This window comes from Paraburkholderia suaedae (assembly GCF_040812055.1).
Classification (GTDB): Bacteria; Pseudomonadota; Gammaproteobacteria; order Burkholderiales; family Burkholderiaceae; genus Paraburkholderia.
In genome coordinates this window covers 22271-37086 of sequence record NZ_JBFOAH010000044.1, presented here as the reverse complement: position 1 = coordinate 37086, position 14816 = coordinate 22271, and the positions used below count along the sequence as shown (strand labels likewise).

The 14816-nt window shown below is 62.7% G+C and carries 12 protein-coding genes and 1 pseudogene; 6 read left to right on the top strand and 7 right to left on the bottom strand.

Annotated elements, in window-relative coordinates:
- Positions 1–316: 316 nt before the first annotated feature.
- On the bottom strand, positions 317–814 hold the full coding sequence (locus ABQJ48_RS34585; RefSeq protein ID WP_367842410.1) for a RidA family protein: 498 nt from the start codon (positions 812–814) through the stop codon (positions 317–319).
- 209 nt (positions 815–1023) lie between these two features.
- Between ABQJ48_RS34585 and ABQJ48_RS34580 the strand changes: the two are divergent.
- Positions 1024–1650: pseudogene (locus ABQJ48_RS34580) on the top strand (SOS response-associated peptidase family protein); the annotation flags it as partial.
- 201 nt (positions 1651–1851) lie between these two features.
- Here the strand turns inward: ABQJ48_RS34580 and ABQJ48_RS34575 are convergent.
- From ABQJ48_RS34575 to ABQJ48_RS34565, 3 genes are all read right to left on the bottom strand, one after another.
- On the bottom strand, positions 1852–2556 hold the full coding sequence (locus ABQJ48_RS34575; protein ID WP_367842409.1) for a GIY-YIG nuclease family protein: 705 nt from the start codon (positions 2554–2556) through the stop codon (positions 1852–1854).
- A 395-nt stretch (positions 2557–2951) separates the two neighbouring features.
- Positions 2952–3188 carry a YbdD/YjiX family protein gene (locus ABQJ48_RS34570; protein ID WP_367842411.1) on the bottom strand — a complete coding sequence of 79 codons (237 nt, stop codon included), beginning with the start codon at positions 3186–3188 and terminating at the stop codon, positions 2952–2954.
- A gap of 35 nt (positions 3189–3223) precedes the next feature.
- The gene (locus ABQJ48_RS34565; RefSeq protein ID WP_367842408.1) at positions 3224–5284 is read right to left on the bottom strand and encodes a carbon starvation CstA family protein; all 2061 of its coding nucleotides are present in this window, start codon (positions 5282–5284) and stop codon (positions 3224–3226) included.
- A 548-nt stretch (positions 5285–5832) separates the two neighbouring features.
- Between ABQJ48_RS34565 and ABQJ48_RS34560 the strand changes: the two genes are divergently transcribed.
- Positions 5833–7533: a pyrrolo-quinoline quinone gene (locus ABQJ48_RS34560; RefSeq protein ID WP_367842407.1), complete on the top strand. Its 1701-nt coding sequence runs from the start codon at positions 5833–5835 to the stop codon at positions 7531–7533.
- A gap of 459 nt (positions 7534–7992) precedes the next feature.
- Here ABQJ48_RS34560 and ABQJ48_RS34555 read toward each other — a convergent pair whose 3' ends face one another.
- From ABQJ48_RS34555 to ABQJ48_RS34545, 3 genes are all read right to left on the bottom strand, one after another.
- A complete protein-coding gene (locus ABQJ48_RS34555; RefSeq protein ID WP_367842406.1) occupies positions 7993–8532 on the bottom strand; it encodes a cytochrome b in 540 nt (179 codons plus the stop codon).
- Positions 8529–9620 carry a catalase family peroxidase gene (locus tag ABQJ48_RS34550; protein WP_367842405.1) on the bottom strand — a complete coding sequence of 364 codons (1092 nt, stop codon included), beginning with the start codon at positions 9618–9620 and terminating at the stop codon, positions 8529–8531. Before ABQJ48_RS34550 ends, ABQJ48_RS34555 begins: the two co-directional genes overlap by 4 nt.
- Before the next feature lie 132 nt (positions 9621–9752).
- The gene (locus ABQJ48_RS34545) at positions 9753–10022 is read right to left on the bottom strand and encodes a DUF4148 domain-containing protein (RefSeq protein ID WP_367842404.1); all 270 of its coding nucleotides are present in this window, start codon (positions 10020–10022) and stop codon (positions 9753–9755) included.
- A gap of 258 nt (positions 10023–10280) precedes the next feature.
- Here ABQJ48_RS34545 and ABQJ48_RS34540 point away from each other — a divergent pair, with 258 nt between their 5' ends.
- The 4 genes from ABQJ48_RS34540 (at position 10281) to ABQJ48_RS34525 (ending at position 14388) form a co-directional block, all read left to right on the top strand.
- On the top strand, positions 10281–11042 hold the full coding sequence (locus ABQJ48_RS34540; protein WP_367842403.1) for an anti-sigma factor family protein: 762 nt from the start codon (positions 10281–10283) through the stop codon (positions 11040–11042).
- A gap of 128 nt (positions 11043–11170) precedes the next feature.
- Positions 11171–11689, top strand: coding sequence for a sigma-70 family RNA polymerase sigma factor (locus ABQJ48_RS34535; protein WP_367842402.1), 519 nt, complete (start codon positions 11171–11173; stop codon positions 11687–11689).
- On the top strand, positions 11686–12510 hold the full coding sequence (locus ABQJ48_RS34530; RefSeq protein ID WP_367842401.1) for an anti-sigma factor family protein: 825 nt from the start codon (positions 11686–11688) through the stop codon (positions 12508–12510). Before ABQJ48_RS34535 ends, ABQJ48_RS34530 begins: the two co-directional genes overlap by 4 nt.
- Before the next feature lie 702 nt (positions 12511–13212).
- Positions 13213–14388, top strand: coding sequence for a GGDEF domain-containing protein (locus ABQJ48_RS34525; protein ID WP_367842400.1), 1176 nt, complete (start codon positions 13213–13215; stop codon positions 14386–14388).
- Positions 14389–14816 lie beyond the last annotated feature (428 nt).

Sequence of the window (14816 nt, the reverse complement as noted above, 5' to 3'; positions counted from 1 at the left end):
TTTGTGGGTTTGCCGGTGCGAGTGCGGTGGTGAGGCGAGAGTGAGTGCCGGGCGCTTGCGATTGGGCCGGGCGCGTTCGTGCGGCGGCTGCTTTGGCGCTTCGACCGACTGAGCGGCACAGCACGCTCGGTTTGGTCATGGCGTGAGCTGCCTGTTCATCCGACGTTCCCACGCGGTGGTGGCGGTTCTCGAGCGGCCCGCTACCGACCCTTCTGAGTCACCCCAGACGCTGTCCCTGACCGTCTGTTCTTGGATCGACCCGAGACGATGGTTCCTACACGTGCTTACGAGACCGGCTCTCGACGGCAATCCTGGGTTACAGGCGCAGTCCGTCAATCTCAACTTCCGCTTCGCACTCGACGGGCACATTTAGGGGGAGCGCGACGCCGACGGCTGACCGAGCATGCATACCGATGTCCGGCCCGAACAGTTCAAGGATCAAATCCGAGAAGCCATTTGCGATCCGTGGCATTTGATCGAAGCCGGGCGCTGTGTTGATCATTGCAAAGACGCGTACCCAAGCCGTAATGCGATCCAGATCTCGAAGCGCCTTCTGAAGACTCGCCAACTGTGCAAGCGCCACAAGGCGTGCTGCTGCGTAGCCTTCGTCTGAAGAAACTTCGGCGCCGACCTTACCGACCGGTTGCGCAATCGTCCCATCGAGGTTGAGCGGCACGTGTCCTGAGACAAAAGCTCGAGTGCCGCGCACGCGTACCCATGCAAATGGCAATGACATATTTACGTTTGCAGGCATCTGTAGCGTCTGCGGCAACGCCAGTCCCATCTCCACTAGCTTTGCTTCGATTCTTGCCATGGCCGTCTCCTCGGGAGCCTGCGATGAACGTTAGATGTTGGCGGTCGGCTTTTCAAGTCGTGCAACACCGATCACGAAAACTGGGGGAATCGATCCCGACAATAAGGCGGCCCCGAGGAACAGGTTGACGACAATCTCGCTGGTGCAGAGAACGCACTAGTGGGGTTTCGAACCGATCGTCACGGTCAGAAGCTGCTACGCGAGCGGTCGAGATCGACGCGACGATCCGCCGCCTCGACGATCTCAGGCGGACCGAACTCCAGGACCGCGACTCGCGCATCTTCCCGGGTACGTACGCACCTGTGATGGTCATGGAGAACGGCCAGCGGGTAATCAAGCCGATGCGCTACCAGTGCCGGCCGGTGGGCAAGCCCAAGTTCTACGACACGAAGTTTCCGGGCACCTACAATGCACGCCGCGACAATCTCGAAGGCTTCTGGCGCGATCTTTTCGGCTACTCGCACGGGCTGATGGTCGTCAACGCGTTCTTTGAGAACGTCAGCCGCGCCAGGATGGAAGGGCGCGAGCTGCAGGACGGCGAGAAGGACGAAAACGTGGTGCTGGAGTTCCGACCGAATACTGGCGGAGAGATGCTGGTCGCCTGTCTATGGTCGCACTGGAAGGCGCCGGGCGAGCCGGACCTCCTGTCGTTTGCCGCGATCACCGACGAGCCGCCATCCGAGGTGGCTGCGGCGGCCCACGATCGCTGCATCGTCCCGATCAAGCCGGAGAACATCGACGCGTGGCTATCGCCTGATCCTGCGAATCTGGGAGCGCTCCATGCGATCCTCGACGATCGCGATCGTCCGTACTACGAGCATCGACTGGCGGCTTAGGTGCTTCGGGTCCGCCCGGGAGAAGGGGCAGCGCCCGGCTGAGTCCGGGCCACAAGCGGCTCGTCGCATTGCTGGTTGGAATCGCTGACAAGCAATACAGACAACCTGCGAGCGGGGTAATGCTGCCGGCGATGTAGCGTCGGTAAGGCGCTGGCGATCGGGACGGCCGCGAGTTCGTAAGCGTAAAGTGCAGTCGGTCCGTCAGGCTTGCGCGAGATTTCCGATGAACGTAACGATCGACTGAATCTCCTCTATAGTGGTATCGAACCATTCGGTGCCTGGCGCATTCTCGCGCCACTTACCGCGTGATTGCAAGACCTTGTGAATGGCCGACTCTACCGCGCCGACTCTTTGAACCGGCCAGCGGCCGAGGATCACGGGATTTTCAAATGTCGCGGATCCCTTGCATTGCACTGCAACGCGCTTATCCACATCGCCTGTCGCTTTGCCGACCTTAATGGGGAACGGCGCGCCAGCTTTGAGCAGCGCCGGGAAGCTGAAAGCGTACACCGTGCCATCGAAGGTGTCTGCTTCAGCCGTGTCCCCCTCGGCTACGGCCTCTTCTAACTCAGCGTCTTCCAACTCGTCTTCGTTGAGATCTTCCGCGGTCGGGAGTCGAAAAAAACCTCCTCCCAACGAAATCAACTGCCCGGTGTTTTTGGCAATGAAAGGAACGTAAAACTTGATTATCTTCAAGATCGGCTCTGTCTGATCAGATTGCTGCTTCTTGACCATCATCGCTTGCTGGTCTGACGTCAGGTGCCGATCGATAACTGGCTTCGCAACGTCGATGAGGCGAAAGGGCGCGCCAGTCGCGACTTCCTGGCGTACTAAAATTTCGGGTATGGCCTGATAGCGGGCAAAGTGATAGCAAAATGATCTCGACGGTTCAAACGGTTTTATCATGGTCGTGTCGGCGCTACGGGTGAGATGCCTCGCACAGTACATTAAATCCCTGCAGAATTTAAAGCTTTTTAGTTGCTCGTCTAAGGGTTGGTGTCCGCCTTCCGGCAGGCGGGGATGATACGTCCGTCAGGCGACGAAGTGAGCAGAGGTCGTTCGGGTGATCGATCTGCTTTGCGCAGTTGGAACTGCTCACACTAGTCGTTTATGCCCATTGCGCAGGCCGTTGGACTTAGAGCGGCCCGGACAGCGACGTTCGCTATCGGCCGATTCGACCCAGCCCCCTGCACAAGCCGATAACGGGATGCGCCGACCGAAACAATTCGGTCCCGTGGTGCCCGGCGATCAACTTGTGCGATTTCCGCCGAAAGACACGATTATGGAGGTCACGAGCGACGCTAACAGCATCTCGGCCCATTGCGACTGTATTTCCGATCGATGGCCCAGATGAAGAACTCACGTCGCGACAGCAGCGGATCGCACGGGTGGCGCGAGGCCATGTGCTCAACATAGCGTTCATAGTCCGGGATGCCGAACATCTGCGCGCAGGCTCCGCGCATGGTGCGCGCAAGCTCCGATAGCCGTGTCCCCAGTGCGTTGCTCCGGGCCGCGGCATTCGCGCCCCGAACTGGCATCGCCGCGAGTTTGCCATTGAAGATAGTTTTCATGATCAAGCCCCCCTGGCGCGCACAACAACAGGCGTCTCGTTGACGGTGGGCTGTGCCTGCCGCAGCGCCCGCAAGCAGATCGTGACGGCGAAGACGCACATCGCCAGCACCAGCACGACAAAGAAGCCGCAGACCACCGCATCCAGATAGTTGTTGAAGGCGACCCGCTGCATTTCCGCAATCGACCTGGCGGGAGCGAGTACGGTTCCCTGCGCGGCGGCGTCACTGAACTTGTTCGCCAGCGCGAGGAAGCCGATACGCGGGTCGCTATGGAAGATCTTGTGGATGCCTGCAGTGAGCGTGGTAATCAGGAGCCACGCTGTCGGCACCAGCGTCACCCAGATGTAGCGCTCCCGCTTCATCTTCACCAGGACGCTGGTGCAGAGCAGCAGGGCAATGCCGGCGAGCATCTGGTTGCCCACCCCGAAAAGCTGCCAGAGTGTGTTGATGCCACCGAGCGGATCGACCACGCCCTGATAGAGAAAGTAGCCCCAGGCTGCCACGCAGAGGCCAGTGCCCAACAGGTTCGCGGGCAGGAGCTGGGTGTCGCCGAGCGGCCGATAGACATGGCCTAGCATGTCCTGAATCATGAAGCGGCCGACCCGCGTGCCGGCGTCTACGGCTGTCAGGATAAACAGCGCCTCGAACAGGATGGCGAAGTGATACCAGAAGGCCTCCATGGTCTGACCACCCAGGGCCTGACCGAGAATCTGCGCCATGCCTACGGCAAGCGTCGGGGCGCCGCCGGCGCGCGACAGGATGCTGGTTTCTCCGATGTTCACGGCCGTCTGGTTGATCAGGTCCGGCGTGATGACGAATCCCCAGTTCGACACGACTTGCGCAGCGTGCGCGGCGGTCGTGCCGATGATTGCCGCCGGTGCGTTCATGGCGAAGTAGATGCCCGGATGCAGGATGCAGGCTGCCGTCAGCGCCATGACTGCGACGAACGATTCGGCGAGCATGCCGCCGAATCCGATCAGACGCATATGCGACTCACGCTCGATCATCTTGGGTGTGGTGCCGGAGGAAATGAGCGCATGAAAACCCGAGACTGCGCCACAGGCGATGGTAATGAACAGAAAAGGAAAGAGCGTGCCGGAAAACACGGGTCCGGTGCCGTCGATGAAGCGCGTGGTCCGTGGCATCGAAAGCGTGGGCGCGACCACATAGATGCCGACCGCGAGAGCGATGATCGTGCCGATCTTCAGGAACGTACTCAGGTAGTCGCGTGGCGCGAGCATCAGCCAGACCGGCAGGCTGGAGGCGATGGCGCCGTACAGAATGAGAGCCCACGCCAGTTGCGGGCCGGTCAGGGTAAAGACCGGTCCCCAGGTGGGATCGTTGGCGACCGTCTTCCCGAGTACGATCGAGATGAGTAAAAGTACGACGCCGAACAGGGACGCTTCTCCTACCCGCCCCGGACGGATAAACCGCATGTACACGCCCATCAGCAGCGCGATCGGTATCGTCGCCGCGATGGTGAAGAGACCCCACGGGCTGGACGTAAGCGCCTTGACCACCACGAGGCTCAGAACCGCGAGAATGATGATCATGATCGCGAGTACTCCGACGAGAGCCAGCGAGCCAGGAACCGGGCCCAGTTCCATCTTGACCATCTCGCCAAGAGATTTGCCGTCACGGCGCACTGACGCGAAAAGCACAATGAAATCCTGCACCGCACCGGCCACCACGACGCCCGCGAGGATCCACAGCGTGCCGGGCAGATAGCCCATCTGCGCTGCCAGCACGGGACCGACAAGCGGACCGGCGCCAGCGATTGCGGCGAAATGATGGCCGAACAGCACCCACCTGTTGGTCGGTACGTAGTCCATGCCGTCGTCGTGGCGCTCGGCCGGCGTCTGGCGCGTGTCGTCGAGTCGCAATACGCGCTCGGCAATGAACTTGCTATAGAAGCGGTATGCGATGAAATAAACAATGAGGGCCGCAGTCACGAGCCACACGGCATTCACACTTTCACCGCGCCCGAGCGCGAGCCTGGCGAGGGCGAAAGCGCCGACAGCGGCCAGCACGCCCCACACGAGAATGGACGCAAGCTTGTTCATGATGTCTCCCCTGTCGAATATCGCACAGCAGAACCGTGGGTGCGCAATCCGCGTGCCGGCGGTCCTCCATGTTCGTTCGCCCAGCAGTTCGCCGGCTCCGCGGCACTACGGTCTGCGGCTCGCGACAGCGCCTGGGCGACAGCCGGTAGACGTTCAGGCGCGGAGATGATCGTACCGACCGACGCGGACGTTCCCGCCACACCAAAGGTCTGCGAGACCTGGCCGACGCCTATGCCGAGCACGCCAAGTGCAGTCGGTCAGGTTCGTCAGGTGGGGGCAGTCCTTGCGGTGGCCTGACGTTTTGTCGCCGCTCCTTTCGCTTCAGAAAATACGGGCTCGTCCAGCTCGTCCCAACGCCTTTCTCGACGCCGCGCCGGGCGGCCTGTTGCAAAAGCTCCGATACAAAGCGGCAGAGGCCGGGGCGGTTGGGCGCTGAACGCTGGCGTCGCGAACCGCGGTGCCGGTGCTAAGCTTCGTTGACATTGCCAGGCGCGTGGCTAGCATCTCACGCTCTTGTCGCGCCACAACGCGCAATGAGGGAGTCCGTCATGGAAGCTCAGCATTCGCGGCGCCGTTTGTATGCGTTGAGTGGATTGATCCTGCTGTCGGCGTTCCTGTTCGCCGATTGCGGAGGCGGTAGCGGCGGCGACGACACGACCGCGTCGGACGCCAGCGGCGGCAGCGGGGCCTTGAGCGCCGGCGCCAGTAGCACCGCCAGAGCGGCGGCGAGCGAGACGGCCGGCCCCCAGGATGTACTTACCTACCACAACGACATCGCGCGCACCGGCCAGGCGCTCAACGAGACCGTCCTCACGCCCGCCAACGTCGAATCGGCGACGTTCGGCAAAGTTGGCTTTTTCGCCGTGGACGGCAAGGTCGACGCACAACCGTTGTACGTAGGGGCGCAGTCGATCGCGGGCATCGCGCATAACGTGCTGTACGTCGTCACCGAGCACGACACCGTGTTCGCGTTCGATGCCGACAGCGGCGCCACACTCTGGAAGCGCGGCGCGTTGCCGCCCGGCGAAACGGCGAGCGACGACCTCGGCTGCGGGCAGATCACGAAGGAGATCGGCGTCACGGCGACGCCGGTGATCGACCGCACGCGCGGCCCGAACGGCACCATCTATTACGTGTCGATGTCGAAGGACACGGCCGGCAACTACCATCACCGGGTGCATGCGCTCGACCTCTCGACTGGCGCCGGAGTGCTGGGCAGTCCGACGGAAATCGGCGCTTCATACCCCGGCAACGGCGCGGCCAGCACGAACGGCGTCGTGCCGTTTATACCAGCGTTGTATGCGGAGCGAGCCGGGCTGCTGTTGCTCAACGACGTGCTGTACACGACGTGGACCTCGCACTGCGACGACGGCGGCTATACCGGCTGGATCATCGGCTATGGCGCCGGCACGTTGCAGCAGACGACAGTGCTGAACGTGACGCCGAACGGCATCCGCGGCGCGATCTGGATGAGCGGCGCGGGACCGGCGTCGGACGGCTCGTCGATCTATCTGCTCGACGGCAACGGCACGTTCGACACCACACTGAACGCGAACGGCTTTCCGAACATGGGCGACTTCGGCAATGGATTCCTGAAGCTCGGCACCGAAGGCGGTCTCTCGGTCGCCGACTACTTTGCGATGGCGAACGTCACGCACGAGGCCGACGACGACATTGACCTCGGCTCCGGCGGCGCGCTCGTGCTGCCGGACCTGACCGACGCGAACGGTGCCGTGCAGCACCTGACGCTCGGCGCCGGCAAGGACGCCAACATCTATGTGCTGAATCGCGACTCGATGGGCAAGTTCAACGCGTCGGGCGACAACATCTATCAGCGGATCAGCGGGCAGCTCGCAGGCCCCGAATTCGGGATGCCCGCGTATTACAACGGACGCGTGTATTTCGGCCCGGTCGGCGACAACCTGAAAGCGTTCACGGTAAGCAACGCGTTGCTGTCGACTACCCCGTCCGCACGGAGTTCGATGACGTTCGCGTTTCCGGGCACGACGCCGAGCGTCTCGGCGAACGGTACGACGAACGGCATCGTGTGGGCGGTGGAAAATGGCAGCACGGCCGTGCTGCATGCGTTTGACCCGGTCTCGCTCGCTGAGTTGTACAACAGCAATCAGGCTGGCACGCGCGATCAGTTCGGCGTCGGCAACAAGTTCATCACGCCGATGATCGCCAACGGCAAAGTGTACGTCGGCACGACGAACGGGGTCGCGGTGTTCGGGCTGCTGGGGGGATGAGCGACCCGGCGGTGGGTGGCCGGATCGGAGTTCGTGCGCGCGTGAGTCGTTGTTGGATCGGTCGCGGCTGGAAATCATCCCCACGAAGCGCGTGAAGCCCACGCAGCGATGTCAGGCTGCTGCACCCCGACGAAATTGACCTTGTCCGATCGTACGTGGACGTGCGCGGCGTGCGGCGTCACGCACGTACGCGACCAGAAGGCGCCGCACACGATGCTGCGGTATGCATATATTGGGGACGCGTGGTTTTCGCCGAAGCCCAGATCAAGGGCGTCGGTGTCAGGTTTGCGGCCGGGAACCGGCCTCCTGACGAACGAAGGACCAGGAAAGTACCGGTAATGAGGCACATCTCCATGAAGCACGTCGTTCGTCCCGGATCGGTTGGCGTCAACGCACGGTTTGCTAATAACTCCATCGGACGAGAGACCACTCCTTGGAGCAATTACGAACCCCGAACTGCTAACGGCCGCCGCGCGCCATGCTCGAAAACACGCCGTCGCGACGGATCAGCCCATGAAACAGCGCAGCCGCGAGATGCAGCAGCACCGTCGCGAACAGCCCGAACGCGAGCCACGTATGCAACGCTCGCAGCAACGCGAACAGCTCGACGTCATGCGGCGCGATCGGCGGCAAATGCAGCGGACCGTATAGCGTGATGGGATAGCCCGCTGCGGATAGCATCGCCCAGCCGATCAACGGCATCGCCACCATCAGCGCATACAGCACCAGGTGCGAGGCTTTGGCCGCGATGCGCTGCGGCGTCGCCATGTCGGCGGGCAACGGCGGCGCGCCGCGCGTGATGCGCACGGCGGCGCGCAGCACCACTAGCAGCAGCAACGCAACGCCGAGCGGCTTGTGAATCGCGATCAGCGTGTTGTGCGCGCGCGAGACGCTCGCCACCATCCCGACGCCGATGAACAGCATCGCGACGATCAGCGGCGCCATCGTCCAGTGCAGCAGCCGCGCGAGCGGACTGAAGTAGGTGCGTGCCGGCGTCATGAGCGGTCTCCCTTGAGGTGCGTTTGATGAATCGTGGGATGCAGGGCTTCTTCACGGGTGCGGCGCTGATAGGACAGCGCATAGGCGGCTGAGCGCGCGGCAAGCAACGGATCGTCCGATGGCGCGATGCCTGCGGGCAGGATCGTCGGATCGAAGTTGATGTCGCGGCACGTGCCGTTTTCCTGCGATGTCGCGCGATCGAGCACCAGCGTGCCTGCGTCGATATGCTGGCGCGCGTCGGGCCATTGCAGCGTGGCGTCGTCGGTGGGATCGCCCGGTTGCGCAACGGTCAGGATCAGATGCCAGCGCAACGGCCCGCTGTCGAGCCGCTGATCGAGGTCGGCTTGAAGGAAATTCATCTCGGCTTTCTGCGCATCGGTGATCGGCGCATAGGGCGTCTCGGGCACCATCGCCCAGCGCACGGCGCGCGTCGTGCCTGCGCCGTCGGTAAACCGGAATGCATTGATCCCGTAGTACGCGGCGTTGGCGAGACTCGACGAAGGCGGGTGCGCTTTGACCCAGTTCTGAAACGGCAACGTCTCGGGGTTGCCCGCATAGAAGGCCTTGAGTTTTGCCGCGTCCGGTTTGCCGGTCGCCGGGTCCGGCTTCGCGGCGAGCAGTTGCTGATAAAACTGCGCGGGCGTGTGCACCGCGAACACGGGCGTCGAATTCATGCCGGTGCGCCATTGCTCGCCGTTGGCCAACTGGAACTGCAACGCAAGGCTGCGCACGGGCGAACTGGTATCCGGTGCGGAGGGGTTGCCGCCGGGCACCGCGAAGCGTCCCGTCACCGGCGTGCGCCCCGGCGCGAATACCGCCGCGCGCGAGACCGTAGCGCCGTCGCCGTTGCTGTCGAAGTACCCTTCGACGCACAGGCCCTTCGCATGATTGCGCCGATAGCCGGGATACGGCTGACCGGCCACTGTTTCGAACGTGTTGATCAAACCCGACGCCGTCAGACGCGCGGGCGTGAGCCAGCCCGCCGTGTACGCGAAGCCGCTGGCCACTGCAAGCACGAGCGCGCCGATCGCGGCGAGCCGGCATGGCACGCAGCGAGGCTCAGAGTTGTGAACGGAAGGTTGGGTCACGATGACTCCTGTTTCGAATGGATGCACAGACCGGCTAACACACGCTACGACGATCTATTCCACGTCCCGTCGGGACACATCGCCACTCGACAAACCGGCGCGCGTTCCGTTTGCGCGCCGGCTGCCGATGTTTCAATTGGCGTTGCCTGCCGGCGCGCTGCCGCTCGCGACGCGGCTGGCTGCCGCCGCTTGCGCAGCGAGCGCTTCCTTGTGCTCTTTGACTTGTTGCGCGAAGACCGGGTTGACATCCGGATACGACGCGTCCGTGATGTAATCCAGTCCGTTCTGTTGTGCCTCGATCAGTTCCTGGTAGACCTGAGCACGCGTCTTGCCTTGGGCAAACGCGCTCGACGAAGCGGCGAGAACGACAACCGACAAGGCGGCAAATGCGAGCTTCTTCATGATGAACTCCTGACAGTGTTGTGCGGGATCGCATGACGGCGAACCACGGCCTGGCGGCTTTTATTCCGGCTTCGAGCGTGTAAAAAAACGTCTTTGGAGACCGGAATAAAAGCGTCCGCGCGACGGTTTGCTTGCCGCGGTTGCTCACCGTTCGGCGGCATTGAAAACGGCAAACGGCTCCAAACTCAATGCGCGGAATAAATCCGCGCGAGCCCGTGTTCACCAACCGATAGCCGCATTCCGAGCCCTACCGTCACCATGACCTCAACGGACGCCCCTCCCGACTCGCCGCTTTCCGAAGCCGACATCCAGGCCTACGCCGACGACAAACTGACGCCGGAGCGCGCCGCGCTTCTGCGCGCCTATCTCGGCAAGGACCCGACGGAAGCGCGGCGTGTCGCGTTTTACGGCAGGCTGAATGCGCAGATCCAGCAGGCGTTCCGAACCGCCGACGAACCCGCGACGAACCGCATCCACCGATGGCGGCGCGCAATCGTGCGCGTCAAAATCGTGGGACGTGTGCGCAAGCTGGCCGGTGCGCTCGCGGTGCTCGTTCTGACGCTCGCAGCCGCGACGGGCTGGCTTGCGGCGACCCAGGTGTCGCCCCAAGCGCTCGAGAACGCCGCGTTGATGGCGTTGGCGGAAGTCGCCGCGCGGCCGGCTTCCGCGGCAGCGCCGACGCGCGCCGATCCGTCGGCGCCCGAGCTCGAGGCCATCGGCTTGCGACTCGTCGAGCAGCGAGCCGTGCCGCTCGGCCCATTTCAGCGAGCCAGCGAATTCATCTATCTGAATCGCGACAACCAGCCGGTCGTGCTGATGTCGACGCTAGCACTGCTCGCGCAGCCGCAGCCGCAATGGGCCGCGCGCCGCATCGGCGAGATTCGGCTGTTGACGTGGAACGCCCAGCGCCAGCGCTTCGTAGTCGCAGGCGACGCCCGCACCCACGGCCTGATGCGCGCCGCCGACGCGCTGACCGCGCGATCACCGCGCACCGACTTCAGTAACGGGTCAGTACGCTAGCCAAAACTCGCGGAATAAAAATGCGCTGACCCGTGTTCGCCCCTCGAATGCACGTCGCCGTCCAATCCATGGCCACTCGCCCTATGCTTAGTAAGAGCCCCGCGATCCGGATCACATCGGGATGAAAAATGGATGTCCGTGACGAGTTGATGGAGCATGTGCCGCGCTTGCGGCGCTATGCGCGCGCGCTGATCAGCAATCGCGATCTCGCCGACGATCTGGTGCAGGACACGCTGGAACGCGCGCTCGGCCGCACCGGCATGTTCCAGCCGGGCACCGATCTGCGCGCGTGGCTGTTCACGCTCATGCACAACGTGTTCGCGAATCAGGCGCGCAAGGCGTCGGCGCGCGCGGTCCACGTCGCGGTCGACGACGACAGCATCGCAGAGAGCGAATTGGCGGTACCCTCCGAGCAGAACCGCTCGCTGGAAATGCGCGACCTCGACTACGCGCTGCAGCGTCTGCCGATGGAGCAGCGGGAAGTCGTGCTGCTGGTCGGCCTCGAGGAAATGAGCTATGCCGACGTCGCGCTCGCGCTGAACATCCCAATCGGCACGGTGATGTCGCGGCTGTCGCGCGGACGCGAGAGGCTCAGGGCATTGATGGCGGGCAGCCAGCCCGCTGCGAAATTACAGGTGGTGCGATGAGCGACCAACATATGCCGATCGGCGAAGAAGATCTGCACGCGTATGTGGACGGCACGCTGCCCGACGCACGCCGTCTCGACGTCGAACGCGCGCTCGAACAGAACCCGGAACTGGCCGTGCGCGTTAGCGATTATTTTTCGCTGAACAACATGTTCCACGAGCGCTATGACCGCGTGCTGAGCGAACCGGTGCCCAAGCGGCTGCAAGCGGCCGTGCCGCGCGGCTGGCGCATCGCCGCCAACTGGCCGCAGTTCGCCGGCATCGCCGCGGCGCTGCTGCTGGGGGTGGGCATCGGTGTTGGCACGCAGATGGGGCGCGACATTGGCGCGCCGGCTGCGGCGGATCACGCCGATACGCGTCCGGTCAGCGCGGACAGCGCCGAGGTGTTCGCGCGGCGTGCGGCGGTGGCGCACGTGGTCTACATGCCAGCCATCGACCGGCCGGCCGAAATGAGTGCCGACCACGAACAGGATTTCGTGCAGTGGCTCGCCAGTCGACTGGGCACCGACGTGCATCCGCCGGTGCTGTCGAAGAGCGGCTTCGCGCTGTCGGGCGGCCGCCTGTTGCCCGGCGCCGACGGGCCCACCGCGCAGTTCATGTATCGCGGACCGAACGGCGAGCGTGTCACGCTGTGCATCTCGCATCGTCAGGTGAACTCGAACACCACAGCGTTCAAGCTGTATCAGGACGGGCCGGTGAACGTGTTCTATTGGGTTGACGGCGACTTCGGCTATGCGGTGTCCGGCGGTATAGACCGCAAGGTGCTGTTGCAGCTGGCGCACGACGTGTACGCGCAATTGACGGGCGCTGTGCCGGGTTGACGGCGGCGCGTATTCCCGCGGCGTGCCTGCAGGTTCCGCCTCGTTGCTGCGGACCAGCAACGCATTGCCCGTCGCGTCGCCAGTCCGGGCAACGCTCAGCTCGCGCGGCGTGACGCCCAGCAGGCGATGGAACTCGCGAATGAATTCATTCGCGAATGACCGGTTGAACCCGCCGTCGCGTTTCGCGCGTGATCTGCGGGGGACGGCCATAATAACCAACAAAAAGCCCCCTCGGGGCGTGCTTTTCCTTGCTGCTACAGCACTGTAGCAATGCCTTGTCTGGCGGGCTTCGCGCCTGTCATTCCAACCCCTGAACTACGGGACATCAAAGGCCTCGTCCTTGCCAAGCTACTGTGGACTCCAGCCAGCCTCGCGGCCGTCATGGGTCGAGATCGGCAACTAGCGGCCAGTTTCGGACCTTCGACACGGAGTCTCAGATCGTTGACAATCGGCGGATTAACCCACGGCTGCGAGACGCCAGCCGACCACGGTCGTTTGATGCTTTTATTTGACGGCTATAAAGTTCTGTCCATTTTTGCCGTTACATGGGGCTGGGTCGCCGTGTTGCCGTTTCTCTCCTTAGCTTAAAGGTGAGCGTCCTTCAAGTGCAGCCAGGACCATACCTCGACTATCATCCCACTATCGAATTTTTTGCCTTGAATTGCCGCCGCGATACACCGGCATAGGATTCTCTCCTCAGCGATGCACGTCGATCTTCTCACCCTTTATTTCCTCTTGGTTGGGACGCTTTTCGCCAGTTCCGGGATGACGCTCTGGGAACATCGAACACATCCCAGGCGCAGCAAGGAATTGAAAATACTGGCAGCTGGGTACGCAACGCTTGCGATCGGCTGTGCGGCGGCAACAGTTCGTCACGAGCTGCCCGGTGCGACTGGCTCCGCCTTGAGCAACCTCGTTGTCGTCACCGGTTATTTGCTGGTCCTGCAAGGCGTCGCATCCTTGAGCGGCCGGGAATACCGTAACAGCTCTGCTGCGATGCTCATCCTGCTGGCGCTCACATGGGCCGTGGCCGGCGCGCGCTGGGAGGATTCGGTCTGGTACTACGCGAGCGCGATTCCGATCGCGTTGGCTAGCGGCGTGACGTCTTTCGAGCTGCTGCGATGCGACGGCATGAAGTCGATGCAATCGCGGCATATCGCGGTGTTGGTGACGGGCATCCATGCGCTCCTATATGCTGCCAGAGCGTACATCCTGCCTTTGCTGGCGGCACGGTACGGGCGGGACGTTGTGTCGGTCGCTAGCAACATTACGATGTACGAAGGAGTCTTGTATTCGGTTGTTCTGCCGATGACCCTGCTAAGGCTGATCCGCGAGGAGACCCATGGCGAGCTTCTACGAGAGTCCCAAACGGATTACCTGACCCGTCTTGGCAATCGCAGATGGTTTTTTGAAGAGGGCGCGCGCGTGATCAGCGACGCAGAACCACACCGCCCGATTTCCCTCCTTGCATTCGATCTCGATCTTTTCAAAACAATCAATGATCGATACGGTCATAAGACGGGCGACGAGGTACTGAAAGTATTTGGCGACATAGCCCGGAGCGTGGTGGGTCCCGATGCGATTCTCGCGCGCATCGGCGGAGAAGAGTTCGCTGCCCTGCTTCCCGACCATGACAGCCTTCGCGCCAAAGTAGTGGGCGAGATCGTCGCTAAACGTTTCGCTGAGACGATCCCTCACCGGATTGACGGCGTCGCGATACAAGCAACGGTCAGCATTGGGCTCGCACAGTTCGGAACCGGTGCGTCCACGCTTACCGACCTGCTGGCAGCTGCCGACGCGGCGTTATACAACGCGAAGTCGCTCGGCGGCAATCGGCTCGCATTGGCGCAGCCTGCCTCGCGCCCCGAGGTTGCCTGACGGTGGTGTGGACAGCCGGTTGCTGTCGGCGCGATGCGGCTGGTCGAAACCAAAGTCACCAATATGCGGCGTCCGGCCAATTTGCGACATTCGACATGGCAGGCCAGATAGTTGACAGTATTCGATGCAGATGCGCTATCGACTTTGAAAGAGCTTTAAGAACTCTTCTGCGGTCATGCTATGCCAGCTTGTTTTCAACCAGGTGTCGCAAAGCTTGCGGGCCACCTCAAGCGCGTCCTGCAGATTGGCGGTATCGGGAGCGGGATGGTTACAGTAGAAGACCTTTCGACCAGCGCCAGCTACCGTGCCTCGAAAGAAATGACCTATCGCGCCTGCTCCGCTGTCATAACAAAGCCGTGGTTGCCTGCCGTGACCGAACCGTCCGGGGACCCCTCTGCACCGAAATGCATCGCGACCCGCAGACCCGA

What these genes read in the sequence shown, in the direction of transcription:
- ABQJ48_RS34540 (WP_367842403.1), top strand. Translation starts at nt 10,281, where the DNA reads ATGACCTCAACGGACGCCCCTCCCGACTCGCCGCTTTCCGAAGCCGAC.
- ABQJ48_RS34555 (WP_367842406.1), bottom strand. Translation starts at nt 8,532, where the DNA reads ATGACGCCGGCACGCACCTACTTCAGTCCGCTCGCGCGGCTGCTGCAC.
- ABQJ48_RS34565 (WP_367842408.1), bottom strand. Translation starts at nt 5,284, where the DNA reads ATGAACAAGCTTGCGTCCATTCTCGTGTGGGGCGTGCTGGCCGCTGTC.
- ABQJ48_RS34570 (WP_367842411.1), bottom strand. Translation starts at nt 3,188, where the DNA reads ATGCCAGTTCGGGGCGCGAATGCCGCGGCCCGGAGCAACGCACTGGGG.
- ABQJ48_RS34525 (WP_367842400.1), top strand. Translation starts at nt 13,213, where the DNA reads ATGCACGTCGATCTTCTCACCCTTTATTTCCTCTTGGTTGGGACGCTT.
- ABQJ48_RS34560 (WP_367842407.1), top strand. Translation starts at nt 5,833, where the DNA reads ATGGAAGCTCAGCATTCGCGGCGCCGTTTGTATGCGTTGAGTGGATTG.
- ABQJ48_RS34585 (WP_367842410.1), bottom strand. Translation starts at nt 814, where the DNA reads ATGGCAAGAATCGAAGCAAAGCTAGTGGAGATGGGACTGGCGTTGCCG.
- ABQJ48_RS34530 (WP_367842401.1), top strand. Translation starts at nt 11,686, where the DNA reads ATGAGCGACCAACATATGCCGATCGGCGAAGAAGATCTGCACGCGTAT.
- ABQJ48_RS34545 (WP_367842404.1), bottom strand. Translation starts at nt 10,022, where the DNA reads ATGAAGAAGCTCGCATTTGCCGCCTTGTCGGTTGTCGTTCTCGCCGCT.
- ABQJ48_RS34535 (WP_367842402.1), top strand. Translation starts at nt 11,171, where the DNA reads ATGGATGTCCGTGACGAGTTGATGGAGCATGTGCCGCGCTTGCGGCGC.
- ABQJ48_RS34575 (WP_367842409.1), bottom strand. Translation starts at nt 2,556, where the DNA reads ATGATAAAACCGTTTGAACCGTCGAGATCATTTTGCTATCACTTTGCC.